This window comes from Shewanella sp. CG12_big_fil_rev_8_21_14_0_65_47_15 (assembly GCF_002783505.1).
Lineage (GTDB): Bacteria > Pseudomonadota > Gammaproteobacteria > Enterobacterales > Shewanellaceae > Shewanella.
Window position 1 is genome coordinate 19,738 of sequence record NZ_PFGL01000033.1, and the last position, 26,128, is coordinate 45,865.

Here is a 26,128-nt window from a genome sequence, read left to right on the forward strand (position 1 = left end):
AGGAGGGATCAGTTATTTATATCTAAAAGAATCGACTCTAAACGATCTCTTATCATTTCAGGGAGTCGACGTTGAGCTTCAGTTACTGCCAAACTAATTGCTTGTAAATAGGCAGTTTCATCCGCATTTCCATGGCTTTTTACAACTATTCCGCGCAATCCTATCAGACTTGCTCCGTTATAGTGGTCGGGGTTCATCTGACTGAGGACAGCCTGAATGCGAGGGGCGATGAGTTTTGCCAAAAAACGCACGAATAAACCTTGGGTTAGTCCCCGTTTTAACTGATGTACCAATAACTTGGCAATGCCTTCAGAGGTTTTAAGCGTGATATTACCCACAAAACCATCACAAACGATGACATCCACGTTACCGGAATAGATTTCATCACCTTCGATAAAACCTGTGTAATTGATCTGATCGGTATTTTGCAGGATCTGCGCGGCTTGCTGAACTTGATCGTTGCCCTTAATCTCCTCAGTACCGACATTGAGTAAAGCCACTTTGGGGCGAGATTTTTTATCCACCGCTTCACAGAGCACTGAGCCCATTACGGCAAATTGGAATAAGGTCTCAGAATCACAGGAAATATTCGCACCTAAGTCCAGCAAATAGACGGGCTTTTGGGTGACAGAGGGTAAACAGCTGACAAGCGCAGGCCTATCCACACCTGGCAAGGTTTTTAATAACACCTTTGCCATGGCCATCAGCGCGCCCGTATTGCCGGCACTGACACACGCGGCCGCACGTTCATCCCGCACTAATTCGATGGCTAAGCGCATGGAACTTTTCTTGCGAGTACGTAAAGCATGCACGGGTCTATCCGTCATACTGACGACTTCATCGGTATGGATAACGTCTATACGGGAAAGTAGTAAAGGCTCGGCTTGGTGCAAATAGACATCAATTTCAGTCTTATCACCGACTAAAATGATTTTAAGAAAAGAGTGTAATTTTAGTGCCCGCAAGGCTGCAGGCACTGTGACGTGGGGGCCATGATCGCCACCCATCGCATCTAACGCAAGCGTCAGACTCGTCATTAGGAAACCAACAAATTACTTGTTGATTACCTTTTTACCGCGATAGAAGCCATCTGCAGTCACATTGTGACGCATATGGATTTCACCGCTGGTAGCGTCTACAGACAGCTGAGCAGTGCTCAGTGCGTCATGTGAACGGCGCATACCGCGCTTTGAACGAGATTTTTTGTTCTGTTGTACAGCCATTGGCCCTGTCTCCTAGATTACTTGCTCTTCAGTTTTTCTAACACTGCAAACGGATTTGGACGCTCCTCTTGAGCGGGTTCGATCTCGCCTACAACTATGTCTTTAGAACCCATATTACAATCAATTTCTTCATGCATTGGGATTATCGGCATAGCGACTATCAATTCATCTTCGATCAATTGATGCAGACGTACTTCGCCAATTTCATTGCACTCAATTGGGTCATACGCATCCGGGAGCTCATCGATTTCTGCCTTAGTCCGGCATGGACCGAAGCAAAACTCGACCGTAACCTCAGTGGTAAATAGCGTCATGCAGCGTTGACATATCAGAGTGAGCTCCGTCACAGCCTTCCCTTTCAGGTAGACTATCCCCTGTAAATCCACACCACATTCAAGCGACACTGCCACATCGGAACAGTCGCCGGCACATAACTCATTTAATCTTTTCAGCTGCACACCAGGAACTACGCCCTGATAAGTCATGCGACTCGAGGCGGCACGAAATGGATCAATTGAAACCGGTATCTTTACTGTTTGCATAAGGCGCGCATATTATAGTTTGAAAACGCTAGAGTCAAAGAAAAATTTCTAACTTAAGTCCCAGTCTGCAACTTAAGCCCTTCTCCAGCCCCAACATTGAAATTAACGGAAGCGAAATTTTACCCAAGCAAGCGAAGGCATACAAGCGTAAGCCGCCTAAAATAGCGACATTCATCGAAAAGAAACGCCGAAATACGAAAGGCTTGCTCTTTCTGGCCAAGATTCGCGACAATAACTCCCCATTTAAGCTGTAGACAGGTCCAATATGCCTCCCCATTTAGTGTTAGCGTCAACCTCTGTGTATCGACAAGCATTACTGCAAAAACTGGGGCTAGCCTTTGAATGCTGTAATCCCAATATTGATGAAACGCCGAAGGTGGACGAGTCAGCGCAGGCCCTAGTGCTACGGCTCGCACAGGCGAAAGCCCTCGCTGGGGGCGAATATTTCCCCAATAGCCTCATTATTGGCTCAGATCAGGTCGCAGTGATAGATGGCAGGATTATCGGTAAACCCCATCATTTTGATAATGCCGTCGCGCAGCTCACCCAAGCCTCTGGCAAGGCCATCACTTTTTATACGGGTCTTGCACTCTATAATGCCGCAACGGGCGCGATGACTGCCGAGGTTGAACCTTTTACGGTGCATTTCAGGCACCTTAGCCATGCACAGATTGTCGCATACATAGAAAAGGAAGAGCCCTACTACTGCGCGGGCAGTTTTAAGAGTGAAGGTTTAGGCATTGCGCTATTTACACAACTCGAAGGCCGCGATCCCAATACCTTAGTGGGTTTGCCACTGATATTACTGACGGAAATGCTGTTAGCCCAAGGTGTAGACGTTCTCGCTTAATGCGCTTATTCCTTTACTTAGGCTCTGCTCTGTTCGCTCAGTTTATAGGAACGATAAAACGCACGAACAAATATCGAGCCGCTGCGTCGTTTTATCGACGAGAAGATGAGACGTAAATAACAAAGAAGTCTCATGGGAAGCGGCATGTCTTGCCGCTTTAGCGTAGTTGAAGCATTAGAGGTATTGCAGCAATTGCGCTGGTGAGTCAATTAAGGCGATAGGTTTTGCCCGCAGCAACTTTTCGGCACTGTGGGCACCATAGGTGACGCCAACACTATCAATTCCGGCATTGGCCGCCATGGTCAAATCCAGCAGAGAATCGCCCACCATCAAGGCTCGGTTAGGGGCAACATTCAATTCACTCAGCAAGCTTGATATCATTTCAGGATGGGGTTTACTGTGCACTTCATCGGCGCAGCGGGATGCAACAAAATATCGACCTAAGCCTGTTTGCTCAAAGACACGCTCAAGCCCCGCACGGGCCTTACCCGTTGCAACGGCTAATTGGTAGCCTTGATTATGTAAGTCATCGATTAATACTGGCGCTTGTGCAAAGAGCGGCGTTGGCGTGGTGTCTAAATGCAAATATTGTGCTTTAAACTCGGCGCGCATCTGCAGATATTCATCCTCTTCGCCTTGGCTGAATGCATTTTTAGGATGTGGGCGCAGAGAATATACAGAAGCAGCGCAGGGATTGAGTCCCTGTGGAAACAGGACTCGAAGTGCTTCTGTCATAGAAAGACCGATGATATCGCGAATATCGCTTTCGGTTGGGATAGGTAAAGTGAGTACCCTCGCCATATTTTCAATACAGACGATGATTTTACCTATGGAGTCCATCAGAGTGCCATCCCAATCGAAAATCACTAAATCATATTTTCTGGCATCAAATCGCTTAGGTTGCACTCTCATAAAACATCATCGTCCGTAAAGCATAAAATATAGGTCTAACCGTTTTAGACGCGTTTAAGCCGACTCAAAACCAATGATAAATTGTCATCTAAGGGGGCAGAAACCCGCATCACTTCGTCGTTCTCAGGGTGAATAAACATCAATTCAGCCGCATGCAAGAATAAACGCTCAAGACCGAGTGCACGCATGCTGTCATCGAATCCCTGCTCGCTATACTTTTCATCACAGGCGATAGGATGCCCTGCATATTGACAGTGCACCCGAATTTGGTGAGTTCTACCCGTAACAGGACTGGCTTGAACTAAGGTACAGCCTTGATAGCGCTGCATAATTTTAAAACGGGTTTCTGAAGGCTTACCTTCCGCATTCACACGTACTATGCGCTCACCGGATTTTAGCGTGATCTTCAGCAGAGGTTGTTTGACGACTTTGTCCTGTGCTGACCACTCCCCTCTCACTAGTGCTAAATAGTCCTTTTGCATCTTTTTGCAGCGCAGTTGATCGTGCATATGTTTGAGTGCGCTGCGTTTTTTGGCAACCAGTAACACACCCGAAGTGTCTTTATCGAGGCGATGCACTAATTCTAAAAACTTTTGCTGTGGTCTTAAGGAACGCAGCGCTTCAATCACACCGTAATCGACACCACTGCCACCATGCACGGCAATGCCCGCTGGCTTGTTGAGTACAATTAAATGATTATCTTCATGTAAGATACGATCTTCGAGCTGCGACACCTTACTCAAATTAGCAGAAGGTGCGGTACGGTTATCCGGCTCCGCCACTCTGACGGGAGGGATACGCACTATGTCACCCATCTGCAACTTATACTCTGGTTTGATGCGTTTCTTATTGACTCGTACTTCGCCCTTGCGGACGATGCGGTAGATCATGCTCTTAGGCACGCCCTTAAGAGCCGTCATTAAAAAGTTGTCGATTCGCTGTTCGAAATGATCTTCATCGATAGTGATCAATTGAACCTGTTGCTGTGGGGTGGATACTGTATTCATGATGCGCCATCTGACTAAAACGGCCGCCATTGTACAACAACTGAGAAGAATTGTGCCTTTCCATTGCTGAATTTTTTGATTATTGCTATATTTCACCAGCGATTAGGGATAAGCCGTGAATAAAGTGTTCACAAGATCCCAATCCCAAGCGAAAAGTTTCTCGGATAAAAAAACATTTTCTTGATAGCAACTCATTGATTTGCAAATCGTATACTGAGTAAAAATACCACAAATGCGTTTTTTACGATTAAATCGAGAAAATCACCTTGTTTTGACGAGGTTTTCCTAGAGCTTTTCTCCCCGATTTCGAACAATATTTTAACTTGTCGTCAGACAAACCGATTCGACTTGGGCATTACCGGAACGAAACTAAAGAATTTATGGGGTTGGTTGATGTTTTACAACGAATTCCTTGTTTTTGTAATCATTAAAAAATAAGCCATAAATAGGATGCGACACGCAGCGACTGCGTCTAACAGTAATGCGCACCTTGCCTAGCCACACCAGCCGTGAGGCTCAGTCGACCACTGCTAGGCCCGTAATGCAGCGAAACGCGATTGTTTGATGACCTCTATTTAAAGAAGAATGACGTCATCATGAAACGTATGTTAATCAATGCGACTCAATCAGAAGAGTTGCGTGTTGCCCTTGTCGATGGGCAACAACTGTATGATCTTGATATTGAAAGTCCAGGTCACGAACAGAAAAAATCCAACATTTACAAAGGTAAAATTACCCGCGTAGAACCGTCTTTAGAAGCCGCTTTCGTCGACTACGGTGCCGATCGCCACGGCTTTTTGCCACTGAAAGAAATCGCCAGAGAATATTTCCCTAAGGGATATTCGTTCCAAGGTCGCCCCAATATCAAAGAAGTGGTCAGTGAAGGACAGGAAGTGATTGTCCAAATTGACAAGGAAGAACGCGGCAATAAAGGCGCTGCATTAACAACCTTCATCAGCCTTGCAGGTTCTTATTTAGTCTTAATGCCAAACAACCCACGTGCAGGCGGGATTTCCCGTCGTATCGAAGGTGATGAGCGCACTGAGTTAAAAGAAGCGATGGCCGATTTAGAAGTGCCAGTGGGCATGGGACTTATCGTGCGTACTGCCGGTGTAGGTAAAGAATCCGCCGAGTTAAAGTGGGACTTAAAAGTTCTGCAACACCACTGGGCGGCAATCACCGAAGCTTCACAAGTTAAAGGCGCTCCTTTCTTAATTCACCAAGAAAGCAATGTGATCGTGCGCGCTATTCGTGACTATTTACGCCGTGATGTGGGCGAGATCCTAATCGATCACCCCCGTATTTTCGAAGAAGCTAAGCAACATATAGCCTTAGTTCGCCCAGATTTCGTCGAGCGCGTCAAACTTTACGAAGCCGAAGTGCCGTTATTCACTCACTTCCAAATCGAATCACAAATCGAATCCGCCTTCCAACGTGAAGTACGTTTACCATCTGGCGGCTCGATTGTTATCGACCCAACGGAAGCCTTAACCTCAATCGATATCAACTCTGCCCGTGCCACTAAAGGCGGCGATATTGAAGAGACCGCGCTTAACACTAACCTTGAAGCCGCCGATGAAATTGCCCGTCAATTACGTCTACGTGACTTAGGTGGCTTAGTGGTGATCGACTTTATCGATATGACGCCTGTGCGCCATCAACGTGAAGTTGAAAACCGTTTACGTGATGCAGTGCACCACGACCGCGCTCGCGTGCAATTAGGCCGTATTTCTCGTTTCGGTTTGATGGAAATGTCGCGTCAACGTCTGCGCCCCTCTTTGGAAGAATCAGCGGCGCACATCTGCCCTCGCTGTCATGGCCAAGGTACGATTCGCAGTACTGAGTCTTTAGCACTGTCGATTTTACGTTTGATGGAAGAAGAAGCCATCAAAGAAAATACCTCACAAATCGAAGCGATTGTTCCTGTCGATGTGGCAGCTTTTTTGTTAAACGAGAAACGCAAAGCCATTCGCATTACAGAGCAACGTCACGATGTTGAAGTATATGTGATCCCCGATGCGCACATGATGACGCCAGATTACCGCGTGATCCGTCATCGTAGTGATGATGAAATCAGCGAATCTAGCTATAAGCGTATCGAACAGCCTGAAGCCAAATTGTATGAGCCACGTAAACTGGAACGTACCGCAGCACCTATTCCTGCATTAAAAGGTTTCGCAGCGCCACAGAAAGTGGAACAAGCGCCATCCCCAACGGTGAAAGTTGAAGCGCCACAACCCGGTTTCTTCAGTAAGCTAATGAGTGCGATCAGCGCTTTATTTGGTTCAAGCGAAAAATCTGAGCCAGTTAAAGCCGTTGAAACTAAAAACACCGATGCCAATACGACCAATGCGAATCGCCGTAATCGCCGTAATGACACCCGTCGTACTCGCACAGGTCAAGATGCCGATAAAGCCAAAGACGGCTCCCGTGAGCCACGCAGTCGCAATCCTAAGAAGTCGGCCGATGCCGCGGTAAGCACAAGCACTCAAGAACGCCCAGCGCGCGAGAAGGAAGATGCCGCTAAACGTCCAGCGAAAACGGAACCTAAACCACGAGTTCAAGCGTCTAAAGAAGTCGCAGCTGAAACTCAAGACGATGCACCTAAGCAGGAAGTCGCCCGTGAACGTCGCCAACGTCGTAATATGCGCCGCAAAGTGCGTATCGACAATGGTAACAACATGCCAGATAGCAGCCTTCAAGAAGAAGCCCTGTTAGCTGAAGTCGCGGCGGTTAATGCAGCTGTGGCAGCAGAAATAGCGCAGGAAGTGCCAGCAGAAGCCAAAGCTCCCCGTGCACGTCGTCAGCCACGTAAAGAAACGGTCCAGGTGAAGGAAGTATCCGACGTTGCCGTAGAACTCACCGAAACTCAAGCTAATGCGACTGAAACCGCTGCAGTGAGTAACGATGACACGATTAACACGCCCTTAGCCCCAACTGACAGTGCTGACCAAATCAAAGCCGATGTTGCCGAGATTACCCTTGATGCACAAGCAACTGAAACAGATGCGGATAATATCGACGCAGACGAAAAAGCCAAACGCGAATCCCGCGATGGACAACGTCGTAGCCGCCGTAGTCCACGTCATCTACGCGCTGCTGGTCAACGTCGCCGCCGTGATGAAGATGAGCAAGGTACTTCTGCGCCAGCCCAATTCATTCCTAACGATGAATTAGGTGCAGATCAAGAGTACCCAACCGAAGTGATAAGCACCCCCGTGGTAACATCGACTCCAGTGACAAATACCGAAGTCGTTGTAACTCCACCGCCGGTTGAACAAGCAGCAGTAGAGATGATTAGCCTTGCAGCTCCAGCGGAAGCAGCAACTACCGCAGCCAAAGAAACCGTTGCAGTTGTTGAAGCCGTTGCGGCTGTTGAAACCGAAGTTGCAATAGCACCAGAGGCTGCCGTTTCAAGCATCAAAGATCAGGTAACAGAACAAACTGTCGCCGCCCCAACCACCGAACATGCTGAAGCGACTGAGGTCAACGCTGATTCAGCGATAGAGAGCCTTGTTGCGGTAAAAGAAACCGCAAAAGACTCAGTCAAAGCTGTCGCATCGGCTCCTATGACAAAGCCTGCCGCAATCGCTAAACCACAGGCGAAAGCTCAAGTGGCTTCGACGACGGTTAATCCACAAGTGACGGATGCAGTGACGAGCAAACCGAAAGCAGCCAGCCGCTTTGGAGCTATGGTATCGTCGGATATGACGAAGCCTGTAGTTGAAGTGAGGGCTCAGGTCGAAGTGCCTAAGGGACGTGAATACGACACGAATACAACCGATGAAGCCTCTGCACCTAAGATAAAACTGGCAAACAGCGCAGAATCGGATATGGCGCGCCCATAAGCGTAAGCCATTCCCACAAAAAAAAAAGCCATGCAACTGCATGGCTTTTTTATTTCAGGACTAGACAACGGCAGAATTAACCTACATTTAAGGTGTAGCTTAATCTCATTTTTTGTTAGTATTCGCGGCTTATTTTTGCAACAACAATTGAGTAACAGAGGTTCCATGTTTGATCTCATTCGCCACAAAACGTCTAGCCATAAAGCCGATGTGCTTTCAGGTTTAACAGTCGCACTCGCCCTGATCCCTGAAGCGGTTGCCTTTGCCTTTGTCGCCCATGTAGAGCCTATGGTTGGACTTTATGCCGCCTTTATCATGGGACTTGTCACAGCACTGATTGGTGGCCGTCCAGGAATGATTTCAGGCGCCACTGGTGCAATGGCTGTCGTGATGGTCTCCCTTGTGGTGGAACACGGCGTACAGTATCTTTTTGCCGCTGTGGTACTCGCAGGATTGATCCAAATTGCTGCCGGCGTATGTAAACTCGGTAAATTTATCCGGATTGTGCCTTATCCTGTGATGATAGGCTTTGTAAATGGTCTAGCGATTGTGATTTTCTTAGCGCAACTTGGGCAATTTAAGGTTAAGGATGCCAGCGGCAACTTAGTCTGGTTACCACAGGAACCATTAATGCTGATGTTAGGATTAGTGGCTCTGACGATGGCCATTATTTATTTTTTACCTAAGATCACCACAGCGGTGCCTTCATCATTAGTCGCTATTTTGGCTGTGACGGCAATGACTGTCGGCTTAGACCTCGATACCCGTAACGTATTGGACTTTCTAAAAACCATGAGCGGCGATGAGCATGCGACTATTGCTGGCTCATTACCGAGTTTCGCCATTCCTGCCGTCCCATTTAATTTCGAAACCTTGTCGATCATCTTGCCCTATTCATTCATCCTTGCGGCGGTTGGGCTCATTGAATCGCTACTGACGCTGACCGTTATCGATGAAATGACCAATACCCGCGGCCGCAGTAATAGAGAGTGTGTTGGGCAAGGCGTAGGTAATATCACCAGTGGATTCTTTGGCGCCATGGGTGGCTGTGCCATGATCGGTCAATCGATGATAAACATTAATTCAGGTGGACGCGGCAGATTATCGGGCATTACTGCCGCTATCGCACTGCTGATTTTTATTTTATTTGGTGCTTCTTTCATTGAGATCATCCCCTTAGCAGCGTTAGTCGGGGTGATGTTTATTGTGGTACTCGGCACTTTCGAATGGGCCAGCTTTAAATTTATGGGTAAAGTGCCAAAACATGACGCCTTTGTTATCGTTCTAGTGACGACGGTGACAGTCTTTACCGATCTTGCCTTTGCGGTATTTGTCGGTGTTGTCGTATCAGCACTGGTATTTGCTTGGCAACACGCTAAACACATCAGTGTCAATGTGAACCAAAATTCACAGGGCTGGAAAGTGTACGAACTCAATGGCCCGCTATTCTTTGGTTCAATTGCCAACTTTTTAGAATTATTCGATGCATCCCAAGATCCTCAGGATGTGGTTATTGATTTCAAAAACTCCCGCGTAGCCGATCACTCGGCACTAGAAGCAATAGATACACTAGCCGAACGCTATGTTAATGCTGGTAAAAAATTGCACTTAATCCATTTAAGTGCCGACTGTAAAGCGCTGCTAAGAAAAGCGGGGGATCTGGTCGAGGTTAATCTGCTTGATGATCCACACTATAAAGTCGCAGATGATAAACTCGATTCATAAATACGAATATTCAGTATGATGTTAAAGCCTGAAATTTATTCAGGCTTTTTTATTTGCATAATGTTATCGCTTTACCCTATCTCGCCATCAAATAAAATTGGGATTACGGCTTTGTGGGTTAGCAGCCTGATTCATCTGAGCATAAGCCCGCTGATTGAGCATGATAGCGTTAAAAGAAGAGATAACTATCGGAAAAATTTGGTAGAAAACACGCGCGGGGAAAGATGAGAGGTATAAATTCGACACAAATAAAAAGAGCCATGGTATAAACCACAGCTCTTTAAATCCATTGCCATTAGCGCTTAGCTAACGACACTGAAAATTAACCAATGATGGTTACGTTTTCAGCTTGAGGACCTTTTTGACCTTGAGTCACAGTGAAAGACACTTTCTGACCTTCGTCAAGAGTTTTGAAACCGTCAGAGTTGATCGCACGGAAGTGTACGAATACGTCTGGACCTGATTCTTGCTCAATGAATCCGAAACCTTTATCAGAGTTGAACCACTTAACAACACCAGTAACTTGAGACATGATATAAATCCTGTAAATAAAAAATTAAAGCCTTAACGGCGGTGGAGCTGGAAAATGCCGGTATTACTTATGTTTACAGGACGAACTGGTCGTATTGAACACATAAATATAAGCCCAACCTTCAAGCTAGTAAGACTATAAACCATTCTAAAGATAAGTCAACATACTGCGACACTTTGAAATATTTATTTTGCCTAATTCAACTTAGGGTTTTGCAACCGGCTCGTAGAACGTGAGCGTTCATACGGCTTAGCTGTAACAGTTAAGCATTTTAAATAATTTATTTCAATAGCTTAAATCTGATTGTTATTTTGAAATGCGATGTACTTCAATTTGAAAATCGAGTTCACAGCAAAGCCCCTCTGCTGCAAAGCGCTGTTTCTGCTCAGCGGTAAACTTCCACGCATAGGGCGTCATTTCCAGAAAATAGGCAATATGCTCTCTGTCTTTTAGCTCAAGTTGCGACATAAGTCGCTCCTGATGTAGGCATTCAAACCCAGAGATGTTGGCATCAGATCTTGGATGCAATCTTGGCTCGGCATAAATTTGCTGTTTTAAGGCAAAGTGGTGCATTGGACCGGGGGAAACGGTAATGAGAATACCATCACTGCCCATCACCCGTTGCAGTTCCTCATTTTTTGAGGGGGCATAAATCCGAATCGCCAAATCAATGCTGTGTGATGCTATTGGCATCTCATAGGCACTCGCAACACAAAATTGTAATTCAGGATAACGTTTAGCGGCATACTTGATCGCAGACTTAGAAATATCCAATCCTTGAAAATGACAGGGATGATCCTGCATAAGCGCATGATATAGGCGATGGCTGTAATAACCTTCCCCACAGCCGATATCGAGGACTTGCTGCGCTCTGCCCGCGTATTCCAATGCCAGTTGGTTAACTCTGTCACTCAACCCTTGATAATAACCAGCATTTAAAAACTCCCGCCGAGCAAACATCATTTGTTTGTTATCACCGGGATCTTTAGAGTTTTTCTTTTGTACAGGCAACAGGTTCACATAGCCTTCTTTGGCTATATCAAATTTGTGTTGTCGCGGGCAGCCCCAAGTGCGTTCGGCCAGCGTAAGCGACAAGCCGCAGAGGGGACATAAGTATGACATATTCGGGCTCTATTATTTCTACTAATCTATTAATTTTACTGACAATAAGTACGTTTATGCTTCATCTTCCATTAATCGCTCGACCATTTGTATCAGCTCGGGGGTGGCAAGCAATTCGAAGCATTCCAGTTTTCTCAAGGATTTATCAACACTTTGTGCATCGTTAGAGGCACGGTTATAGTTTGGACGCTCAAACATATGAGTATAAGTTCGAAACATCCATTGGCGCTTTTGCTGCAATAAAGGATCGAGCCTAATCGCCTCTTCGGCCAAACTGGCATGATATTGCCCCAACTCTCCACGTAAAAAGGTTTGCAGTTCAGCTCTCACCTGTTCAATTTCGGTCATATATACTGCGAGAGCTTCCGATGACGCACCATAATCGTATTGCCTTGCCAGTATCGCTTTGGCCATAAGCAGCACCTGCGGTTCGTGCAGCACTCTTAAATCTGACTCTAATGGCACTAACTCAAATTTCGAAGCCGATTGTAGTGCCAAACACAGGCCGTTATTCAAATCTAATTTAAAAGAGACTCCGGTACGTAGCTCCGCAGCACAAAACTTAGGCGCCGTACCCATACGGCTGTAGAGACGCATTCCTTGCCCAAACGAGCGCTGAATTGGATTGGAAAATTGCAGCTTTTCGGAGGAAATCGAGTTTAATTTAAGCCCCATCAGTGGCTGAAAACGAATCGCGATTTTAGGCTGAGTCCCATCGGCAACCACAATCAACTCTAACAGAGGAGCGCTCATCGCTTGAAGCACAATAAAATCACTGATATCGGCAGGCAATGATAAGGTCATAATTGATGCTCTATCGGCATCGAGGACCATAGGTTCATTTAGATATTGATGATACATAAGACATTAATTCCCCTTTTCAGGTTGAATTGTAACGCTCAAACGAGGTAAAAATCACCTGTTAAGCGATTATCTTTTCAATATAATTCCTCGCCCTAGGCACAGGGCAAATATGCTTCCAAGGGGTTTCAGTGTTAAGATGCTATTATTCGACAAACTGTCATTTGATTTAAATTATGTCTACGCAATTCCAGCCAAGTATATTCTGGCACGACTATGAGACTTTCGGGACCCATCCTGCAAAGGATAGACCTGCACAATTTGCGGGTATTCGAACCGATTTAGCACTGAATATTATTAGTGAACCCGAGACCTTTTACTGTAAACAGGCCAGCGATTATCTCCCCTCCCCCGAAGCCATCTTAATCACGGGGATCACCCCGCAATTGGCCAATTTACGAGGCATTGCCGAAACGGAGTTTATGGGACGTATTCAGGCACTTTTTAGCCAGCCCAATACCTGTGTCGCTGGTTATAATTCCCTGAGATTTGATGATGAAGTGACCCGTTACGGCTTTTACCGTAATTTTATCGATCCCTACGCTCGGGAGTGGCAAAATGGCAACTCACGCTGGGATATCATTGACTTAGTTCGCGCTTGCTACGCATTTAGACCCGATGGGATTAACTGGCCACTTAAAGAAGATGGCTCACCTAGCTTTAAATTAGAGCACCTCACCCAGGCAAATGGTCTAAGCCATGAAAAAGCCCACGATGCTATGTCCGATGTTTATGCGACCATAGCAATGGCCAAACTGATCAAAGAAAAACAACCCAAGCTCTACCAATATTATTTTGATCTGCGTCGAAAACAAGCGGTTGCCGATCAGATTGATGTACTCAACATGCAGCCTTTGGCCCATGTCAGTTCAAAGATCAGTGCCCAACAGGGTTGTACTACATTAATTGCGCCCGTTGCCCATCATCCAAGCAATAAAAATGCCGTGATCTGCGTTAATTTAGCGATGGATTTAACTCCGCTATTTGAGCTTGATGTAGAACAAATTAAGACTCGAATGTACACCGCAAGGGCCGATTTGGCCGAAGATGAGTTACCTATTCCGGTCAAACAAATCCATTTAAATAAATGCCCTTTTATCACTTCGGCTAAAATCCTGGACGATGCGCAGGCAGCGAGACTCAATATCGATAAAGCCTTCGCAAGGGAGCAATATAAACGCTTGAAGAGTCATCCGGAGCTTAGGGAGAAACTGGCACAATTGTTTGAACTCGATGGGGAAAGTTCAACCACGGATCCCGATTTAATGCTGTATTCCGGTGGTTTTTTTAGTCCCGCGGACAAAGCCAAAATGGAAATAATCCGTCATACCCTACCGCAAAATCTAGCCGCACTCGAATTGCAATTTGACGATGCTCGCATCCCTGAAATGCTGTTTCGTTATCGCGCCCGAAACTACCCAGAGTTACTGGATTATCAAGAGTCACAGCGTTGGCGTGAGTTCTGCCAAGGCCGTTTAGCGGATCAAGATTATTTGCTGAAACTTGAAAATCTACTTCAAGATACTGAGGCCGATGAAATCAAGCAAAAATTGCTTACGGCTTTATGTCACTATTTGCGAGAACTGTAAGTAGCGAAATATATAAATAGTCTAAAATCAATTAGTTAAAAGCACTCACCATTTAGTGTAAGTAGTCGTAACGAAAAGAGTGTAGATCTTACAAAAATTCACTTCGTTACAGGTTTTGAGCCAATAAACGCGAGCTAACTCGCATTTATACTGTAACAAAATTACTAGAATGTTATTCCATGAACTTAACAAACAAGGAATCGGGAAATGCAAGATAGATTTATTCGCAGCATAACCCAGTTGCCAACGCCGTTGGCCGATGCACTTATTCCCTTATTGCATCAAAACTTTGCTGGACACATTGATGCACAACAACTCTCGGAGTTAACGAATGCCAGCAAGATGACTGAGGCAGAGGTTTTACTCGCATTATTGCCCATAGCAGCGGCACTGGCTAAACCGCCGATCAGTGAGTTTTACGTCGGCGCAATTGCCAAGGGCAAGAGTGGTGATATCTATATGGGGGCCAACTTAGAGCTACCCGGAGAAGCCCTGTTCCACTCAGTGCACGCTGAACAAAGTGCGATTAGTCATGCTTGGCTCAGTGGCGAAAGCCAAATCGTCGATATGATTGTTAATGCAAGCCCCTGTGGTCATTGCCGTCAATTTATGAACGAGTTGGTCGATGGTGCTAAGATAACCATTCACCTGCCAGCCCAAGACAGCCACTCGCTAGCCTATTATTTACCCTATGCTTTTGGTCCTATGGATCTGAATGTCACTTCACCTTTACTGGCAAAACACGAAACGGAATTTGCGCTAGACAGTAGCGATCCTATGATCATCGAAGGCTTAGATCACGCAGGCTTGAGTTATGCGCCTTACACCCAAAGTTATGCGGCCGTAGTGCTTGAAACGGCCGATGGTGCAACCTATTGTGGACGTTACGCTGAAAATGCCGCGTTTAATCCATCAATGTTGCCCATGCAAATGGCCTTATCGAATCTCACTCGCCATAATCGTGAGTTCGGTGAGATAAGCCGAGCCGTGCTTATCGAGTCTTCACAGGGGAAAATCAGTTTAGTGGGAGCAACCATGGATGCACTCCACACGGTAGCGGCGATTGAACTTGAACATATTGTTGTCGACCCTGTCTGAAAATATTTCCCCTAGCGCGGTGATAGAGTAAGCACTATCACCGCGCTATTTTTTAGTCATCCATTTCGCCTGCTGAATTTCCCTGCGTTCTGCCATCTTTACATAGCAACAACAACGCTCTTCTGCTGACATCGACCGCCAAGCTAAAATTTCATCGAGATGTCGAAAACATCCCAAGCAAATATCTTGCTCATCCAAACAACAGTTTCTGACACAGGGGTTTGTGAGCGGATCACTCGGACCAGACGGCATATTCATTACCGCAGGGCTCGGTGAAATGGAATCGCCTTCCCCCAGGAAAAGTAAATATCCCCGTGGTAATTTTTCCTCCTGCCGCGATAACCGAAGCTTGGGTACTCTCTAAATCATTGCTATATAAGACAATCAGTGGGCAACCACGCAAAAGTGTAAAATCAACATCCGCCTGATAAAATCCACCCGTTATCCCCGCATCTATAAAGCAGCTATACTCTGGGCCGTAATCTACATAACGCCAACCAAACACCTTATTAAAGAAGGCTTTGGAACTTGCAATATCGCGACTGGGTATTTCCAGATAATTAATACTGTGATGATGGTTCATAGTGCCTCTGTAAGTGAATAGAATTCTTCGATAAAAATGGAAACCTAAGCTCCCAGTTTTAGGGAGCTTTAAGCCCAGATTAGCCTTGGATCAAGGCTGCGACAAGTCCAATCATGCCGCCAAACACCCCGCCCCACACGACTAACCAGCCTAAATGTGTTTGGATCATCTCTTGCACTATTTGCTTCACCATTTGTGGCGTTAGCTCATTGAGGCGTTGCTCAACAATATTAGCAATCTTCATTTGCAAATCGGCCATCACATTGGGCTGTTCAATTTCCTGTTTTAATAACTCATGGAATTCATCACGTTGTGCCATCTCCACCAGTGAAGATTTCATTTTTTCGATAAAAGGTGCTTTCAGTGGCATCAGTGCTTCTGTGCCGCCAAACATAGATAACATTCCCCCAAAGGATGACTGTGCGACCGTAGTTACTAAGGCATCAAATGCCGGCGCTAAATCTACCTTATCAATCACAGGGGCTAAATCTATGTTACTTATCCCTTCCTTTTCGGAGAGGAAGCGATCGATATTCTCAGAGGTAAAAAACTGCTTCATCATGAGATGGGCAATACCCGCCTTGAACTCCTCAAAACGTGATGGCACAACCCCTGAGCCATACAAACCAGGCACTTTCTCAAACAGCATATACACGGCTAGCCAGTTAGTGATAGCTCCGGATAATGCAAATAAGCCCACATTGAACAAAATGGGCGATGCCAATCCATAACCCAACAGAATACAGACTGCCGCCAACACATTTGTCACTAAACTTTTATTCAATCTTAACTCCCCTTTTATTCATCAATAAGATGCAAAACTGCGCTATATTAGCAAGCGAATGGGATGTAGGTCTAATGGTCAGAGTCATAATAAAGCACAGAGAAAATACGGGCTAAAATCTTGTGTTCGGAAACCAACATAGTCAAACAGGCTGTACACTACAATCATTTATCATCTATTAAAACAATTAGTTAAAAACATTTATTTATATAAAAACAGCAGAATATTTCCACAACACCTTATGAATTATTGAAAAGCCTCAACTACACTCTAAGTGACTTTTCCGATCTAAGCTGCACTCATCACAATAAGCAGAGCTTAATAAGCAGTCCCTCACCCTAAGGTCGATGGGATAAAACACTATGGATGGTGCGTGTTAGGGTCGATAGCGGCGTAATGAACCTACGTCTTGGTCGGCAATTTAGGAAGGCACCCGACTTCTGTCCTAGATTTTTCTGTCATATTAAGGAAATGCTTATGGATTCTGCTTTTAACACTGCTGGAGCATTAAGCTGGCATGAACTCACGACAAATAATCCCGAAGAGGCAATGCGATTTTACGGTGAAATCTTTGGCTGGCAATTTAGAACCGTTAACATGCCACACGGTCAGTACCATATCATCGAGAATCAAGGCGCTAGTATAGGCGGTATAACCGATAATTTAATCCCCGCCTTCCCTTGCCACTGGACAGGTTACATTACGGTTAACGATGTAGACCAAGTGGCCATAAACGCCAAAAAACTGGGTGGAGAAGTCCTGTTTGGGCCGGAGAATATTCCACAGGTTGGTCGTTTTTGTTGGATAAAAGATCCACAGGGAGCCCTGATTGCGGCGATAAGCTATACCAAATCCTAAGCGTGGCTTTGTAACTCTCTGTTTCTGTCGCCTATGCCCTGAACACGGCTCATTTGGGGTTATTGCGTGATCACAAGCGTTAAAAAGTACAGCTGTAAAATAGAAGTTACCCTTTAATGTCAGTTTAGGGTTAGATGAGTAACCATAAGGTAATGCTCAGATTTTACTAGAAAAGATAGAAAACAATATGTGTAAAACTAAGTATTCTTCGCTAGAATGGCGGCATTTATTGATAGATTTAACGCTAGTTTGCGCATCGGAGCCTTGATCCTACTATGATGACCCAGCTCTCACGTTTAAAATATGTCTTCTTTAAACGCCCCAAATACCAAAGAATTTTTGCCTATTTGGCCACGGCCTATCTAAGCTATGTCATCACCCTAGGGCTCATTATCCCCTACACTATAGTGTCTTTCGCTCCAGAGAAAATATCGCAACTCTTAGGCCGCCCAGTCTCTGTGGGAGAGTTGCGACTCAATCCTTTTACTTATCAAGTAGAATTAACCCAGCTTACGCTAAAAGAGAAAGACAATAGTCCATTTGCCGGTATTGATGCGATTCAACTCGAGGTCAACTTTTGGCAATCGGTGTTTAATCGAGCGCTCGTCATTGAAAATGTTCATCTGCAAGGCCCATATGTTGAGATCCGTCGCACTCAACAGCAAGGCAAAGAAAGCTTTAATTTTGACGATATACTGACAACACTGGCGCAAAATTCGTCGCCATCCACAGCGGCAGAACCCAAGGAGCCCACTAAGCCCCTACGCATAATGCTTGGGCAATTCACCTTAACCGCAGGCAAATTTAGCTTCGATGATCATATCACTCAAGCCCGGGTTAATTACCCTAGTATCAACATAAAACTCAATCAGTTAGATACTGAGTACACTATGGAGACTAAGGGACAAGCGTTAAACACGACTGTCGCTCCGCCGGAGCAATCCGAGCCTAAAACTGAGCCCGCAACTGCAAATAACACTTCTAATATTCCCCCTTTGCTGGTCAATAACCACTACGCAGTGCAACTTAAGGATGAGCATGACGGGGAAATAAGCCTAGCGGGACAGTTTCAACTCTCGCCACTCAAGGTGATTGGAGATGTCCAAATTGCCAAGCTCAAATTGGCGCCTCTGTGGCAATTTATCGATGAGCAATTCTACGTCGCCCTGGACAACGGCGAAATCAGCGCAAAAACAGATTATCAAATTGACTTATCAGAGGATATGCCTTTACAGCTGCATGCTGAAGGTGGCCAAGTGATCCTTGAAAAACTCAATATAATCAACAAAGAGCAGCAAGTTATCCACCTTCCCCTGTTGGCCGTTGAGGGCATTGACACGGATCTGCAGCAACACACAATCCACATCAAACAGCTGCACAGTGAAGACTTAGCGCTGCATGCGCTGTTTAATGAACAAGGTATTGATCTCCAAAGGCTATTGACACCCAAATCCCAGATTGCATCACAGACCCCCAATCCAGACCAAAGCACGGCTCCAGATAACGAAAGTCAACGCCAGGATGCTGCCTCCAATATTGCCGAAAACACGGATGTTAAGCCTACAACCCAAGCTGAGACAGAGCCGACATGGCGAATCCAACTCGACGGGCTCAGCCTTAAAAATTACGATATCAATATTACGGAACACAAACTCAGCACAACAGCCCAGCAATGGCGCATCTATCCATTGGATCTCGCCACTCAAGCCATAGTGAGTGATTTAAAGGATCCCATTGATTATGAGGTCTCATTGGTCGTCAATGGCCAAGGCAAACTCGCCTCCCAAGGTCAAATCGATGCCACCGCTGGCGCAATTGCTGCAAAACTACAGGTGGATAAACTCGTATTAGCGCAATTTCAGCCCTACTTAGCCCCCTATGTAAATATCCAACTCAAGGGTGGCGCCCTTAGCACCGCGGGGCAGCTCAGTGCCGATGCTAAAGGTCAAGCCATCTATAGGGGCAGTGTTGAACTGGATGATTTAACCATTCTGGACAATTTGCGTAATGCTCCATTGGTGAAATGGCAAAAAATGCACATTAATCAGTTGGATTTTGACCAGCAAAAGAATCGAATCGACATTGATCATTTAGCCTTTAATCAGCCCTACGCTAAGGTTGTGATTGCGAAAGACAGAAGCACCAACATTAGCAATCTGATTGTTGAGGCGCCCGCAGTACAAAGTGCCACGACACAAAGTTCGACTATCCGTCCCCCTAATACTAAGACTGACACTAAAGCGGTGAAAACGGCCTCCGGCCCAACGGCACCTAATGATGTATCTGTGCAACCAGAGCTAAGTTTAAATATTCAACAGATAAGCTTTAGCCAAGGTTCAGCCTTTTTTGCCGATAATTCCTTAACGCCAAACTTTGCCTCGGGCATTGAACAACTAGAAGGAAATATCAAGCATTTATCGTCAACGCCGGGGACAAAAGCTTCAGTCGATATTAAAGGCAAGATTGATAAATATGCCCCCGTCACCCTCAAAGGTGATATTAACCCATTGTTAGATATGCCTTATCTTGACCTTGATTTAGTCTTTAAAAGTGTTGAACTCACCTCGGTCAATCCCTATTCGGGTACCTATGCGGGTTACTATATCGATAAGGGCCAACTTTCACTCGCACTCAACTATCAGCTCGAACGTAACCAACTTAAGGGCAGTAATCACTTAGTGATCGATCAGCTCAAACTTGGCAAACCGAGTAATAGTGATTTAGCAACCAGTTTGCCTATTACTTTAGCCATCGCCCTGCTACAGGACCGAAATGGCGTCATCGACTTAGGTATGGAAGTCTCTGGAGATTTAGACTCTCCCAGTTTCAGTGTCGGCAGTATCATTATGACGGCGCTCACAAATGTAATCACTAAGGTAGTAACCGCGCCCTTCTCCTTCCTCGCGGGCCTCGTTGGTTCGGATGAAACCTTAGATAAAATCAGTTTTAGCGCGGGTAATGTTACCCTCGATAGCAAGGCCCAAGAAAGCCTAGATAAACTTGCCAGTGCCTTAACCGATAGGCCTATGCTAAAACTCAGCATTGAAGGTAGCGTCGATGCCATTAACGACAGTCAAATCATAGTCCAGCGCATGATGAAGCGTAAGTTAGCCAAACTGGCCAACATCCAGTTTAGTGAATTACCGGCAGATTTAAGCCCCAGCCAATTTCCAACCCAAGGGCCTCTGGCCGAGGCATTAATCAAGCTCTACGAGCAGGAAGTGGCAGCGGATCCACAGTTGATTAAGGACACTGTCATCAATGACGCCAAAGACACTCCACTAACGGATGATGAAATCACGACCCGTTGGCACATTGCACTCTATAACCTGTGCGTAAAAGCCCAGAATGTCACCGACGGTATGCTTGGGGATCTCGCTCAAGAAAGGGCAAAAACAGTCAAAACCTATCTCGTTGAGTCGAAGGGCATAGCACCTGAGCGGATTTTCTTGCTCGAGAGCCGAGTGACACTCAGCCAAAATGCCGCACAAGTTAATATGACGATAGATGTGCCATAAATTGTTTAACTAAACTGTCATCCTTTATTCAATAAATACCTTAACGCCCAGCCATTGCTGGGCGTTAAGGCATCTAACAAAAGGTATGCTACTTAACTGTTGGTCAGCCTAGTGGCTTAGGTTACACTTTGGCGCCCTAGGCAAAAGCGAGCCAACCAATCCCTTTCGCACGGGGATTTGCCCTAGGCACGCTAAAGATGGCAAAGTTGGATTGCAAAATAGCTTGACTGCAAATGCCGATGACAATCCCTATTTCCCTTATCATTTGAGGTAACCATGTTTATTATTCGTTGGATTTTAGGCCGGATCATTTTATTGTTAAACGTTGTTTTTGCGCCTAAAAAGCGTCATCGCCCCGTAGCTGAACAACAAAAAATCGATGCCCAAACGCAATCTCTAATCCTCTACCAATATCCAGCCTGCCCTTTTTGCGTCAAAGTCCGCCGCGCGATGCGCCGTCAAGGACTCAATATCCAAACACTCGACGCTAAAACATCGCCACACAAGGATGAACTCACCACCCAAGGTGGCAAACAGCAAGTGCCTTGTTTACGTATTGAGCAAGGTGATAAGGTGCAATGGTTATATGAGTCTAAGGATATTATCAGTTACTTAGACCAACGTTTCGCATAGCGTCAAAGGCGCGCAGTGAATACTGCGTGCCTTTGCTATTCACATTCACTGCCTTTATTTACGCCACAAATATTCACGATCAGAATAGTCAAACAACCATTGGGGTTGATACACCACCAGCAATGTTACCGCCATCCCATTTAATAAGGCCTCAGGAAACGCCAGCAAAGGGATTAACATCAAATAATTATCGACTAAAACGCCCCAATCGTAATCGGCAGCTAACCACAGCCAAGCCGCCCAACTCAACTGATGAAATACCGTCGATAACCCCGCATTGATAAAGGCGCCCACAAAGATAAAGACAAAAATATGTTTAGGGAACAGATGGTAACTGCGACTATAGAGCATAAAAGATAAAAACAGCGGAATGGCCATGGAAAATAAGCTAAATGCACCAAATGCCCCCGGTTGCTTCAACACAAAAATACTAAAAAAAGCACTCGGGAGGAGTAAAGCCACTGTGGCTAAGCGCCAGCCAAACATCAACAAACAGGTCACTAATCCTAAAAAGTGCAAATGCAGTCCAATTTGAATACTGGCATTTAACATCCACAGGGTATTAATCACCACCAGGACAAGCAACAATCGCCACTGTAATCCTTTATTTTTAATAACTTGTTGTAACTCCTCTTTCGGCCAAATGGTATAAACCCATAGTCCTAACAGCACCAAAGCCATCAGTTGCACTGGATTTAAGGTCCATTCAATTTGCGTTAATCGGTTTGACCAGAACTCCCACATTGATGTAAATCCCTTATTGACGACACTAGCGACTCAGTAGAGCTTAAACGGCCTAGGGGCTGTAGGCAAAAAGTACCATAAATCTATGATATTTGCCGCCATATTAAGGTATTCTTCTGGGAGTTAATAACCTAAGAGTTAACGTTTATTATGTCTATAAAATCACTCAGTCTCGTCATCTTCAGTTGCTTTACCCTTATTGCCTGCAGTAGTGCCCCGATAGACCCCGCGGAATTGGCGGGTAAGTTAAAAGATAAATTAACCACAGATATCAAAGCCGATGGCCTAAAACTGTTTACCTATCAAGCGAGTTTGGTCGAAGATAAATCGAATCGTGATAAGGCTGAACGCCCACTGCCCCATGAAGAGCGTATGCGGCAGATGGATCAAGATCCCCGTGAGCAGCGTCGAAGCCGAAAAGAGCATGAAGACATTCTCGAAGTTTGGGGGGAACAGGTCGTGCTCGGCCTCACTAAAACCTTAGAAATGACGGGTTACTGCCGTGAGGGCTATTTCGAACTGAGTCGGGTGATTGAATCTGGGCGGGGGGAGATCCGCGGCGAATGTAAGGAAGGGGCAACAGCAACTGACAGGCAAAAATTTGTGAATTTTTAATCTACAGAATTGATACGATTGGTATAAATGCGATGCGCGCAAACCTAGGGACGCGCATCACAGTCTTGAGATTAAACGGCTTCAGTGAGCGGAATCGCACGATTCTCCAGCAACACAGGGATACCTTCGGTGATAGGGTAAGCCAATTTATCGGCTTTACAGATCAACTGCTGCGCTGCCTTATCATACTCAAGTTTTCCCTTGCAAACTGGGCAAGCTACTATATCTAAAAGTTTTTTATCGAATGCCATGGAAGTTTCCTTGTTTCGCTGCGACCACATCATGAAGACGGTTTAACAGCTGCTCATCAAATTGTGGGGATAGCTTGGCATTGACCGCCAAATACCACCAGTTTTCTTGTGCAAAATCGCGACATTTAACCGCATCTTTTTCGGTCATCATCAACGGAAAATCTTTCGCCAAATCACATAACTGTTTTTTATCATAGGCTTGGTGATCATCAAACCCGTGGGATAAAGCCAACTGATAACCCTCGGCTTGCAAAGAGTCGAAGAAACGAGCGGGATTACCAATTCCAGCCATAGCGATCAGAGGCTGAGATTTATCAAACAACCCAGTTACAGCGTTCCCTTTTACCGCCCTCACCTCTGTTGGGAGCAGTTGCATCGCAAATTGCCCGTCATTGGCAGGGCCGCCATTAACCACCACAAAATCCACTTGTTTGAGCCGCCAAGCGCCTTCACGGAGTGGACCTGCGGGGAGCAGATGTTGGTTACCTAATCCCCTTTGACCATCGATCACCACCAGTTCAATATCTCGCCCAAGAGCATAGTGCTGTAGGCCATCGTCGCAGATGATCACATCGACACTAAACTCGCTGATCAAGGTTTTAGCCGCCTCAACCCGTTTGCTCCCCACCACCATAGGCACCCCAGTGCGGGCCACTATCATCGCCGGTTCATCCCCAACCTCAGCAGCACTTGCTCCGGTTGAAACGACTCTGACGCCTCGAATATCCGCGCCATAACCCCGGCTAATCACCCCAGGGTTAAATCCCTTTGCTCTGAGTAACTCGATCAGATAAATAACAGTGGGTGTCTTGCCACTGCCGCCGACTGTGATATTTCCAACCACAATCACAGGCACTGGCAGACTTGTTTGGGATTTAATGCCAATACGAAATAAACTGCGGCGAACCGCAGTGATCAGCGCAAATAACCCCGAAAACGGCAGCAATAGCCACTGCAGTGGATGACCGTGATACCAGATTTTATTGATGAGTGCCTGCATCTAGTGACCAAATTGCATTTGATACAACTTGGCGTACATACCACCCAATTCCAATAGGGACTTATGGGTGCCACACTCAACGATACGGCCTTGATCGACCACCAGAATTTGATCGGCGCTCTCAATCGTGGAGAGTCTGTGGGCAATCACCACTGAGGTACGATTTTGCCGTAAATTATCTAAGCCCTGCTGGATAGCCTTTTCAGACTCAGTATCCAGTGCCGATGTCGCCTCATCGAGGATAAGCACAGGCGCATCACGTAGCATGGCGCGCGCGATGGCAATACGCTGCCTTTGCCCACCGGAGAGTAAGACGCCATTTTCACCCACTTGGGTATCGAGCCCCTCGGGCAGATGCTCGATAAACTCCATCGCATGGGCTAAGGTTGCCGCTTGGATAATCTGTTCGCGGGTCACTGAACCTGGATAGGCATAGGCAATATTGTTGGCAATAGTGTCATTGAACAGGGTCACCTGCTGGGAGACTAAGGCCACCTGATTTCGAAGGGATTTTAATGTGTAATCGTAGATACTGATGTCATCGAGTAGAATATCACCGGACTCAAGCCCAGTATAAAAACGCGTCACTAGGCTCGCAATGGTCGATTTACCCGATCCAGAACGACCGACTAGGGCTAAGGTTTGCCCTTGTTTTACCTCAAAATCCACTTTATCTAGGGCGAGTCGCTCCTGTCCATCGTAGCTAAAACTCACCCCTTCAAAACGTAAATTCCCCTTTGCTCGCTCAACGGTATAAGTACCAGTATCGGATTCGGGCTGGGTATCTAGCAGCTCAAATACCGTAGTACAAGCGGCAATGCCCCGTTGAAATTCAGCATTGACCTTAGTCAGGTTTTTGATGGGTTGTAACATGGCCATCATTGCCCCTAGGATAGTGGCAAAGGTCCCTGCGGTCAGATCGGCTTTCATGCTATCTAAACTGGCCGCATACAATACAAATGCCAATGCGAAGGAGCCTATCACCATGATCAACGGCTGGCTGATTGCCTGCGCTACGGCTAACTTCATATTTTGATGGCGATTTTGATCATTTACCTTAGCAAAACGTGCCACTTCGGTTTCTTGCCCACCGAAGGCTAAGACGTTTTTATGGCCTTTGATCATCTGCTCTGTGGTGGCACTCACGCCGCCCATGGCCGTTTGAATTTGCTTAGAGACTTTACGGAAACGACGACTCACCACAGTGATCACTAATCCCATAATTGGGCCGATCACCAGAATGCACAGGGATAATTTCCATGAGTTATAAAACATCAACACTAGCATCCCCATCACAGTCACACTGTCGCGGACGATGGAGATCAAGGCGCTACCCGAAGCTCGGGCAATTTGCTCAGTGTCAAAGGTCACCTTAGAAATCAAATTTCCGGTGTTTTCCTTATCCATATAACTCACAGGCAAACTGAGATAATGCTCAAATACTTGCTGACGCATATCCATGATCAACCGCGCACTCATATACGAGATGCCGTAGGTCGACACAAAATTGGCAAAACCGCGCAGGGAAAACATTAAAATAACAACGATGGGCGCCATCATCAGTATATTGTTGTCGGCATGGAAGCCTTGGCTCGTTGGCAAGGCAATGCCATTACTGATGGCCGCAGGCGTTCCACTAGAAAAACCCTTATCGATAAAAGGGCCGATAAAAGCGATAAAAGCCGCATCGACGAGACCATAGATGATAAGTCCCGTAACAGAAAGCAAAAACATGCCCTTCATCGGTTTAAGATAGCCCAGTAATCGTTTGAAAACTGTCCACATTTCGTCTTTAGGAGATGCTGTCATTGATAACACTAAATTATGGCAAAG

24 protein-coding genes are annotated in these 26,128 nt (G+C 45.9%); 9 read left to right on the forward strand and 15 right to left on the reverse strand.

Annotation, left to right across the window (positions count from 1 at the left end):
• Window positions 1-8: 8 nt before the first annotated feature.
• The 3 genes from plsX to yceD are packed head-to-tail and all read right to left on the reverse strand — an operon-like array spanning window position 9 to window position 1,765.
• A complete protein-coding gene (gene plsX / locus COW15_RS09060; protein ID WP_293632048.1) occupies window positions 9-1,037 on the reverse strand; it encodes a phosphate acyltransferase PlsX in 1,029 nt (342 codons plus the stop codon).
• A 15-nt stretch (window positions 1,038-1,052) separates the two neighbouring features.
• Window positions 1,053-1,223 (reverse strand): 50S ribosomal protein L32, encoded by a 171-nt coding sequence (rpmF, locus tag COW15_RS09065; RefSeq protein ID WP_006081226.1) that lies wholly within the window; start codon window positions 1,221-1,223, stop codon window positions 1,053-1,055.
• A gap of 17 nt (window positions 1,224-1,240) precedes the next feature.
• Window positions 1,241-1,765 carry a 23S rRNA accumulation protein YceD gene (gene yceD / locus COW15_RS09070; RefSeq protein ID WP_198783072.1) on the reverse strand — a complete coding sequence of 175 codons (525 nt, stop codon included), beginning with the start codon at window positions 1,763-1,765 and terminating at the stop codon, window positions 1,241-1,243.
• Between the two features lie 265 nt (window positions 1,766-2,030).
• On the opposite strand from yceD, the gene COW15_RS09075 reads away from it, so the two are divergent.
• Window positions 2,031-2,615: a nucleoside triphosphate pyrophosphatase gene (locus COW15_RS09075; protein WP_293632049.1), complete on the forward strand. Its 585-nt coding sequence runs from the start codon at window positions 2,031-2,033 to the stop codon at window positions 2,613-2,615.
• 174 nt (window positions 2,616-2,789) lie between these two features.
• On the opposite strand, the gene COW15_RS09080 is transcribed toward COW15_RS09075, so the two are convergent.
• Window positions 2,790-3,527, reverse strand: coding sequence for an HAD-IA family hydrolase (locus tag COW15_RS09080; protein WP_293632050.1), 738 nt, complete (start codon window positions 3,525-3,527; stop codon window positions 2,790-2,792).
• Between the two features lie 44 nt (window positions 3,528-3,571).
• Complete coding sequence (gene rluC / locus COW15_RS09085) at window positions 3,572-4,534, reverse strand: 23S rRNA pseudouridine(955/2504/2580) synthase RluC (protein WP_293632051.1); 963 nt, start codon at window positions 4,532-4,534, stop codon at window positions 3,572-3,574.
• A gap of 596 nt (window positions 4,535-5,130) precedes the next feature.
• On the opposite strand from rluC, the gene rne reads away from it, so the two are divergent.
• Both rne and COW15_RS09095 read left to right on the forward strand, forming a co-directional pair.
• Complete coding sequence (gene rne, locus COW15_RS09090) at window positions 5,131-8,382, forward strand: ribonuclease E (protein WP_293632053.1); 3,252 nt, start codon at window positions 5,131-5,133, stop codon at window positions 8,380-8,382.
• A gap of 165 nt (window positions 8,383-8,547) precedes the next feature.
• On the forward strand, window positions 8,548-10,107 hold the full coding sequence (locus COW15_RS09095; protein ID WP_293632054.1) for a SulP family inorganic anion transporter: 1,560 nt from the start codon (window positions 8,548-8,550) through the stop codon (window positions 10,105-10,107).
• 322 nt (window positions 10,108-10,429) lie between these two features.
• On the opposite strand, the gene COW15_RS09100 is transcribed toward COW15_RS09095, so the two are convergent.
• From COW15_RS09100 to COW15_RS09110, 3 genes are all read right to left on the reverse strand, one after another.
• Complete coding sequence (locus tag COW15_RS09100; RefSeq protein ID WP_011789734.1) at window positions 10,430-10,639, reverse strand: cold-shock protein; 210 nt, start codon at window positions 10,637-10,639, stop codon at window positions 10,430-10,432.
• 306 nt (window positions 10,640-10,945) lie between these two features.
• The gene (rlmA, locus tag COW15_RS09105) at window positions 10,946-11,761 is read right to left on the reverse strand and encodes a 23S rRNA (guanine(745)-N(1))-methyltransferase (protein WP_293632059.1); all 816 of its coding nucleotides are present in this window, start codon (window positions 11,759-11,761) and stop codon (window positions 10,946-10,948) included.
• Window positions 11,762-11,815: 54 nt separating this feature from the next.
• Window positions 11,816-12,622, reverse strand: a complete 807-nt coding sequence (locus COW15_RS09110) for a hypothetical protein (protein ID WP_293632061.1) — start codon at window positions 12,620-12,622, stop codon at window positions 11,816-11,818.
• A 176-nt stretch (window positions 12,623-12,798) separates the two neighbouring features.
• Between COW15_RS09110 and sbcB the strand changes: the two genes are divergently transcribed.
• Together sbcB and cdd are read left to right on the forward strand one after the other, a co-directional pair.
• Complete coding sequence (gene sbcB / locus COW15_RS09115; protein WP_293632063.1) at window positions 12,799-14,211, forward strand: exodeoxyribonuclease I; 1,413 nt, start codon at window positions 12,799-12,801, stop codon at window positions 14,209-14,211.
• Between the two features lie 207 nt (window positions 14,212-14,418).
• Window positions 14,419-15,309, forward strand: a complete 891-nt coding sequence (cdd, locus tag COW15_RS09120; protein WP_293632065.1) for a cytidine deaminase — start codon at window positions 14,419-14,421, stop codon at window positions 15,307-15,309.
• 45 nt (window positions 15,310-15,354) lie between these two features.
• Here cdd and COW15_RS09125 read toward each other — a convergent pair whose 3' ends face one another.
• From COW15_RS09125 to COW15_RS09135, 3 genes are all read right to left on the reverse strand, one after another.
• A complete protein-coding gene (locus COW15_RS09125; protein ID WP_293632067.1) occupies window positions 15,355-15,567 on the reverse strand; it encodes a DUF1289 domain-containing protein in 213 nt (70 codons plus the stop codon).
• Window positions 15,542-15,892, reverse strand: a complete 351-nt coding sequence (locus COW15_RS09130) for a VOC family protein (protein ID WP_293632068.1) — start codon at window positions 15,890-15,892, stop codon at window positions 15,542-15,544. Before COW15_RS09130 ends, COW15_RS09125 begins: the two co-directional genes overlap by 26 nt.
• Window positions 15,893-15,971: 79 nt before the next feature.
• Window positions 15,972-16,676, reverse strand: a complete 705-nt coding sequence (locus tag COW15_RS09135; protein ID WP_293632069.1) for a DUF445 domain-containing protein — start codon at window positions 16,674-16,676, stop codon at window positions 15,972-15,974.
• Window positions 16,677-17,153: 477 nt separating this feature from the next.
• On the opposite strand from COW15_RS09135, the gene COW15_RS09140 reads away from it, so the two are divergent.
• The 3 genes from COW15_RS09140 (at window position 17,154) to COW15_RS09150 (ending at window position 21,685) form a co-directional block, all read left to right on the forward strand.
• Entirely contained in the window at window positions 17,154-17,534 is a 381-nt protein-coding gene (locus tag COW15_RS09140; protein ID WP_293632070.1) for a VOC family protein, read from the forward strand.
• Between the two features lie 275 nt (window positions 17,535-17,809).
• Window positions 17,810-21,052, forward strand: a complete 3,243-nt coding sequence (locus tag COW15_RS09145; protein ID WP_293632071.1) for a DUF748 domain-containing protein — start codon at window positions 17,810-17,812, stop codon at window positions 21,050-21,052.
• 276 nt (window positions 21,053-21,328) lie between these two features.
• Entirely contained in the window at window positions 21,329-21,685 is a 357-nt protein-coding gene (locus tag COW15_RS09150) for a glutathione S-transferase N-terminal domain-containing protein (protein ID WP_293632073.1), read from the forward strand.
• A 54-nt stretch (window positions 21,686-21,739) separates the two neighbouring features.
• On the opposite strand, the gene COW15_RS09155 is transcribed toward COW15_RS09150, so the two are convergent.
• Complete coding sequence (locus tag COW15_RS09155) at window positions 21,740-22,429, reverse strand: energy-coupling factor ABC transporter permease (protein WP_293632075.1); 690 nt, start codon at window positions 22,427-22,429, stop codon at window positions 21,740-21,742.
• A gap of 150 nt (window positions 22,430-22,579) precedes the next feature.
• On the opposite strand from COW15_RS09155, the gene COW15_RS09160 reads away from it, so the two are divergent.
• Entirely contained in the window at window positions 22,580-23,044 is a 465-nt protein-coding gene (locus tag COW15_RS09160; RefSeq protein WP_293632076.1) for a hypothetical protein, read from the forward strand.
• 71 nt (window positions 23,045-23,115) lie between these two features.
• Here COW15_RS09160 and COW15_RS09165 read toward each other — a convergent pair whose 3' ends face one another.
• From COW15_RS09165 to msbA, 3 genes are read right to left on the reverse strand one after another with little or no spacing between them, the layout of a single operon-like run.
• A complete protein-coding gene (locus tag COW15_RS09165) occupies window positions 23,116-23,295 on the reverse strand; it encodes a Trm112 family protein (RefSeq protein ID WP_007647343.1) in 180 nt (59 codons plus the stop codon).
• Window positions 23,282-24,295 (reverse strand): tetraacyldisaccharide 4'-kinase, encoded by a 1,014-nt coding sequence (gene lpxK, locus COW15_RS09170; RefSeq protein WP_293632079.1) that lies wholly within the window; start codon window positions 24,293-24,295, stop codon window positions 23,282-23,284. Before lpxK ends, COW15_RS09165 begins: the two co-directional genes overlap by 14 nt.
• Window positions 24,296-26,104, reverse strand: a complete 1,809-nt coding sequence (gene msbA / locus COW15_RS09175) for a lipid A export permease/ATP-binding protein MsbA (RefSeq protein ID WP_293632081.1) — start codon at window positions 26,102-26,104, stop codon at window positions 24,296-24,298.
• Between the last annotated feature and the right edge of the window lie 24 nt (window positions 26,105-26,128).

Excerpts from the sequence above, each read along its gene's own strand:
- rlmA (WP_293632059.1), bottom strand. The coding sequence starts at position 11,761 with ATGTCATACTTATGTCCCCTCTGCGGCTTGTCGCTTACGCTGGCCGAA.
- lpxK (WP_293632079.1), bottom strand. The coding sequence starts at position 24,295 with ATGCAGGCACTCATCAATAAAATCTGGTATCACGGTCATCCACTGCAG.
- COW15_RS09075 (WP_293632049.1), top strand. The coding sequence starts at position 2,031 with ATGCCTCCCCATTTAGTGTTAGCGTCAACCTCTGTGTATCGACAAGCA.
- COW15_RS09100 (WP_011789734.1), bottom strand. The coding sequence starts at position 10,639 with ATGTCTCAAGTTACTGGTGTTGTTAAGTGGTTCAACTCTGATAAAGGT.
- sbcB (WP_293632063.1), top strand. The coding sequence starts at position 12,799 with ATGTCTACGCAATTCCAGCCAAGTATATTCTGGCACGACTATGAGACT.
- yceD (WP_198783072.1), bottom strand. The coding sequence starts at position 1,765 with ATGCAAACAGTAAAGATACCGGTTTCAATTGATCCATTTCGTGCCGCC.
- cdd (WP_293632065.1), top strand. The coding sequence starts at position 14,419 with ATGCAAGATAGATTTATTCGCAGCATAACCCAGTTGCCAACGCCGTTG.
- rne (WP_293632053.1), top strand. The coding sequence starts at position 5,131 with ATGAAACGTATGTTAATCAATGCGACTCAATCAGAAGAGTTGCGTGTT.
- COW15_RS09110 (WP_293632061.1), bottom strand. The coding sequence starts at position 12,622 with ATGTATCATCAATATCTAAATGAACCTATGGTCCTCGATGCCGATAGA.
- rluC (WP_293632051.1), bottom strand. The coding sequence starts at position 4,534 with ATGAATACAGTATCCACCCCACAGCAACAGGTTCAATTGATCACTATC.
- COW15_RS09155 (WP_293632075.1), bottom strand. The coding sequence starts at position 22,429 with ATGTGGGAGTTCTGGTCAAACCGATTAACGCAAATTGAATGGACCTTA.
- plsX (WP_293632048.1), bottom strand. The coding sequence starts at position 1,037 with ATGACGAGTCTGACGCTTGCGTTAGATGCGATGGGTGGCGATCATGGC.
- COW15_RS09140 (WP_293632070.1), top strand. The coding sequence starts at position 17,154 with ATGGATTCTGCTTTTAACACTGCTGGAGCATTAAGCTGGCATGAACTC.
- COW15_RS09095 (WP_293632054.1), top strand. The coding sequence starts at position 8,548 with ATGTTTGATCTCATTCGCCACAAAACGTCTAGCCATAAAGCCGATGTG.
- COW15_RS09150 (WP_293632073.1), top strand. The coding sequence starts at position 21,329 with ATGTTTATTATTCGTTGGATTTTAGGCCGGATCATTTTATTGTTAAAC.
- COW15_RS09145 (WP_293632071.1), top strand. The coding sequence starts at position 17,810 with ATGATGACCCAGCTCTCACGTTTAAAATATGTCTTCTTTAAACGCCCC.
- COW15_RS09080 (WP_293632050.1), bottom strand. The coding sequence starts at position 3,527 with ATGAGAGTGCAACCTAAGCGATTTGATGCCAGAAAATATGATTTAGTG.
- COW15_RS09165 (WP_007647343.1), bottom strand. The coding sequence starts at position 23,295 with ATGGCATTCGATAAAAAACTTTTAGATATAGTAGCTTGCCCAGTTTGC.
- rpmF (WP_006081226.1), bottom strand. The coding sequence starts at position 1,223 with ATGGCTGTACAACAGAACAAAAAATCTCGTTCAAAGCGCGGTATGCGC.
- msbA (WP_293632081.1), bottom strand. The coding sequence starts at position 26,104 with ATGACAGCATCTCCTAAAGACGAAATGTGGACAGTTTTCAAACGATTA.
- COW15_RS09125 (WP_293632067.1), bottom strand. The coding sequence starts at position 15,567 with ATGAATATGCCGTCTGGTCCGAGTGATCCGCTCACAAACCCCTGTGTC.
- COW15_RS09160 (WP_293632076.1), top strand. The coding sequence starts at position 22,580 with ATGTCTATAAAATCACTCAGTCTCGTCATCTTCAGTTGCTTTACCCTT.
- COW15_RS09130 (WP_293632068.1), bottom strand. The coding sequence starts at position 15,892 with ATGAACCATCATCACAGTATTAATTATCTGGAAATACCCAGTCGCGAT.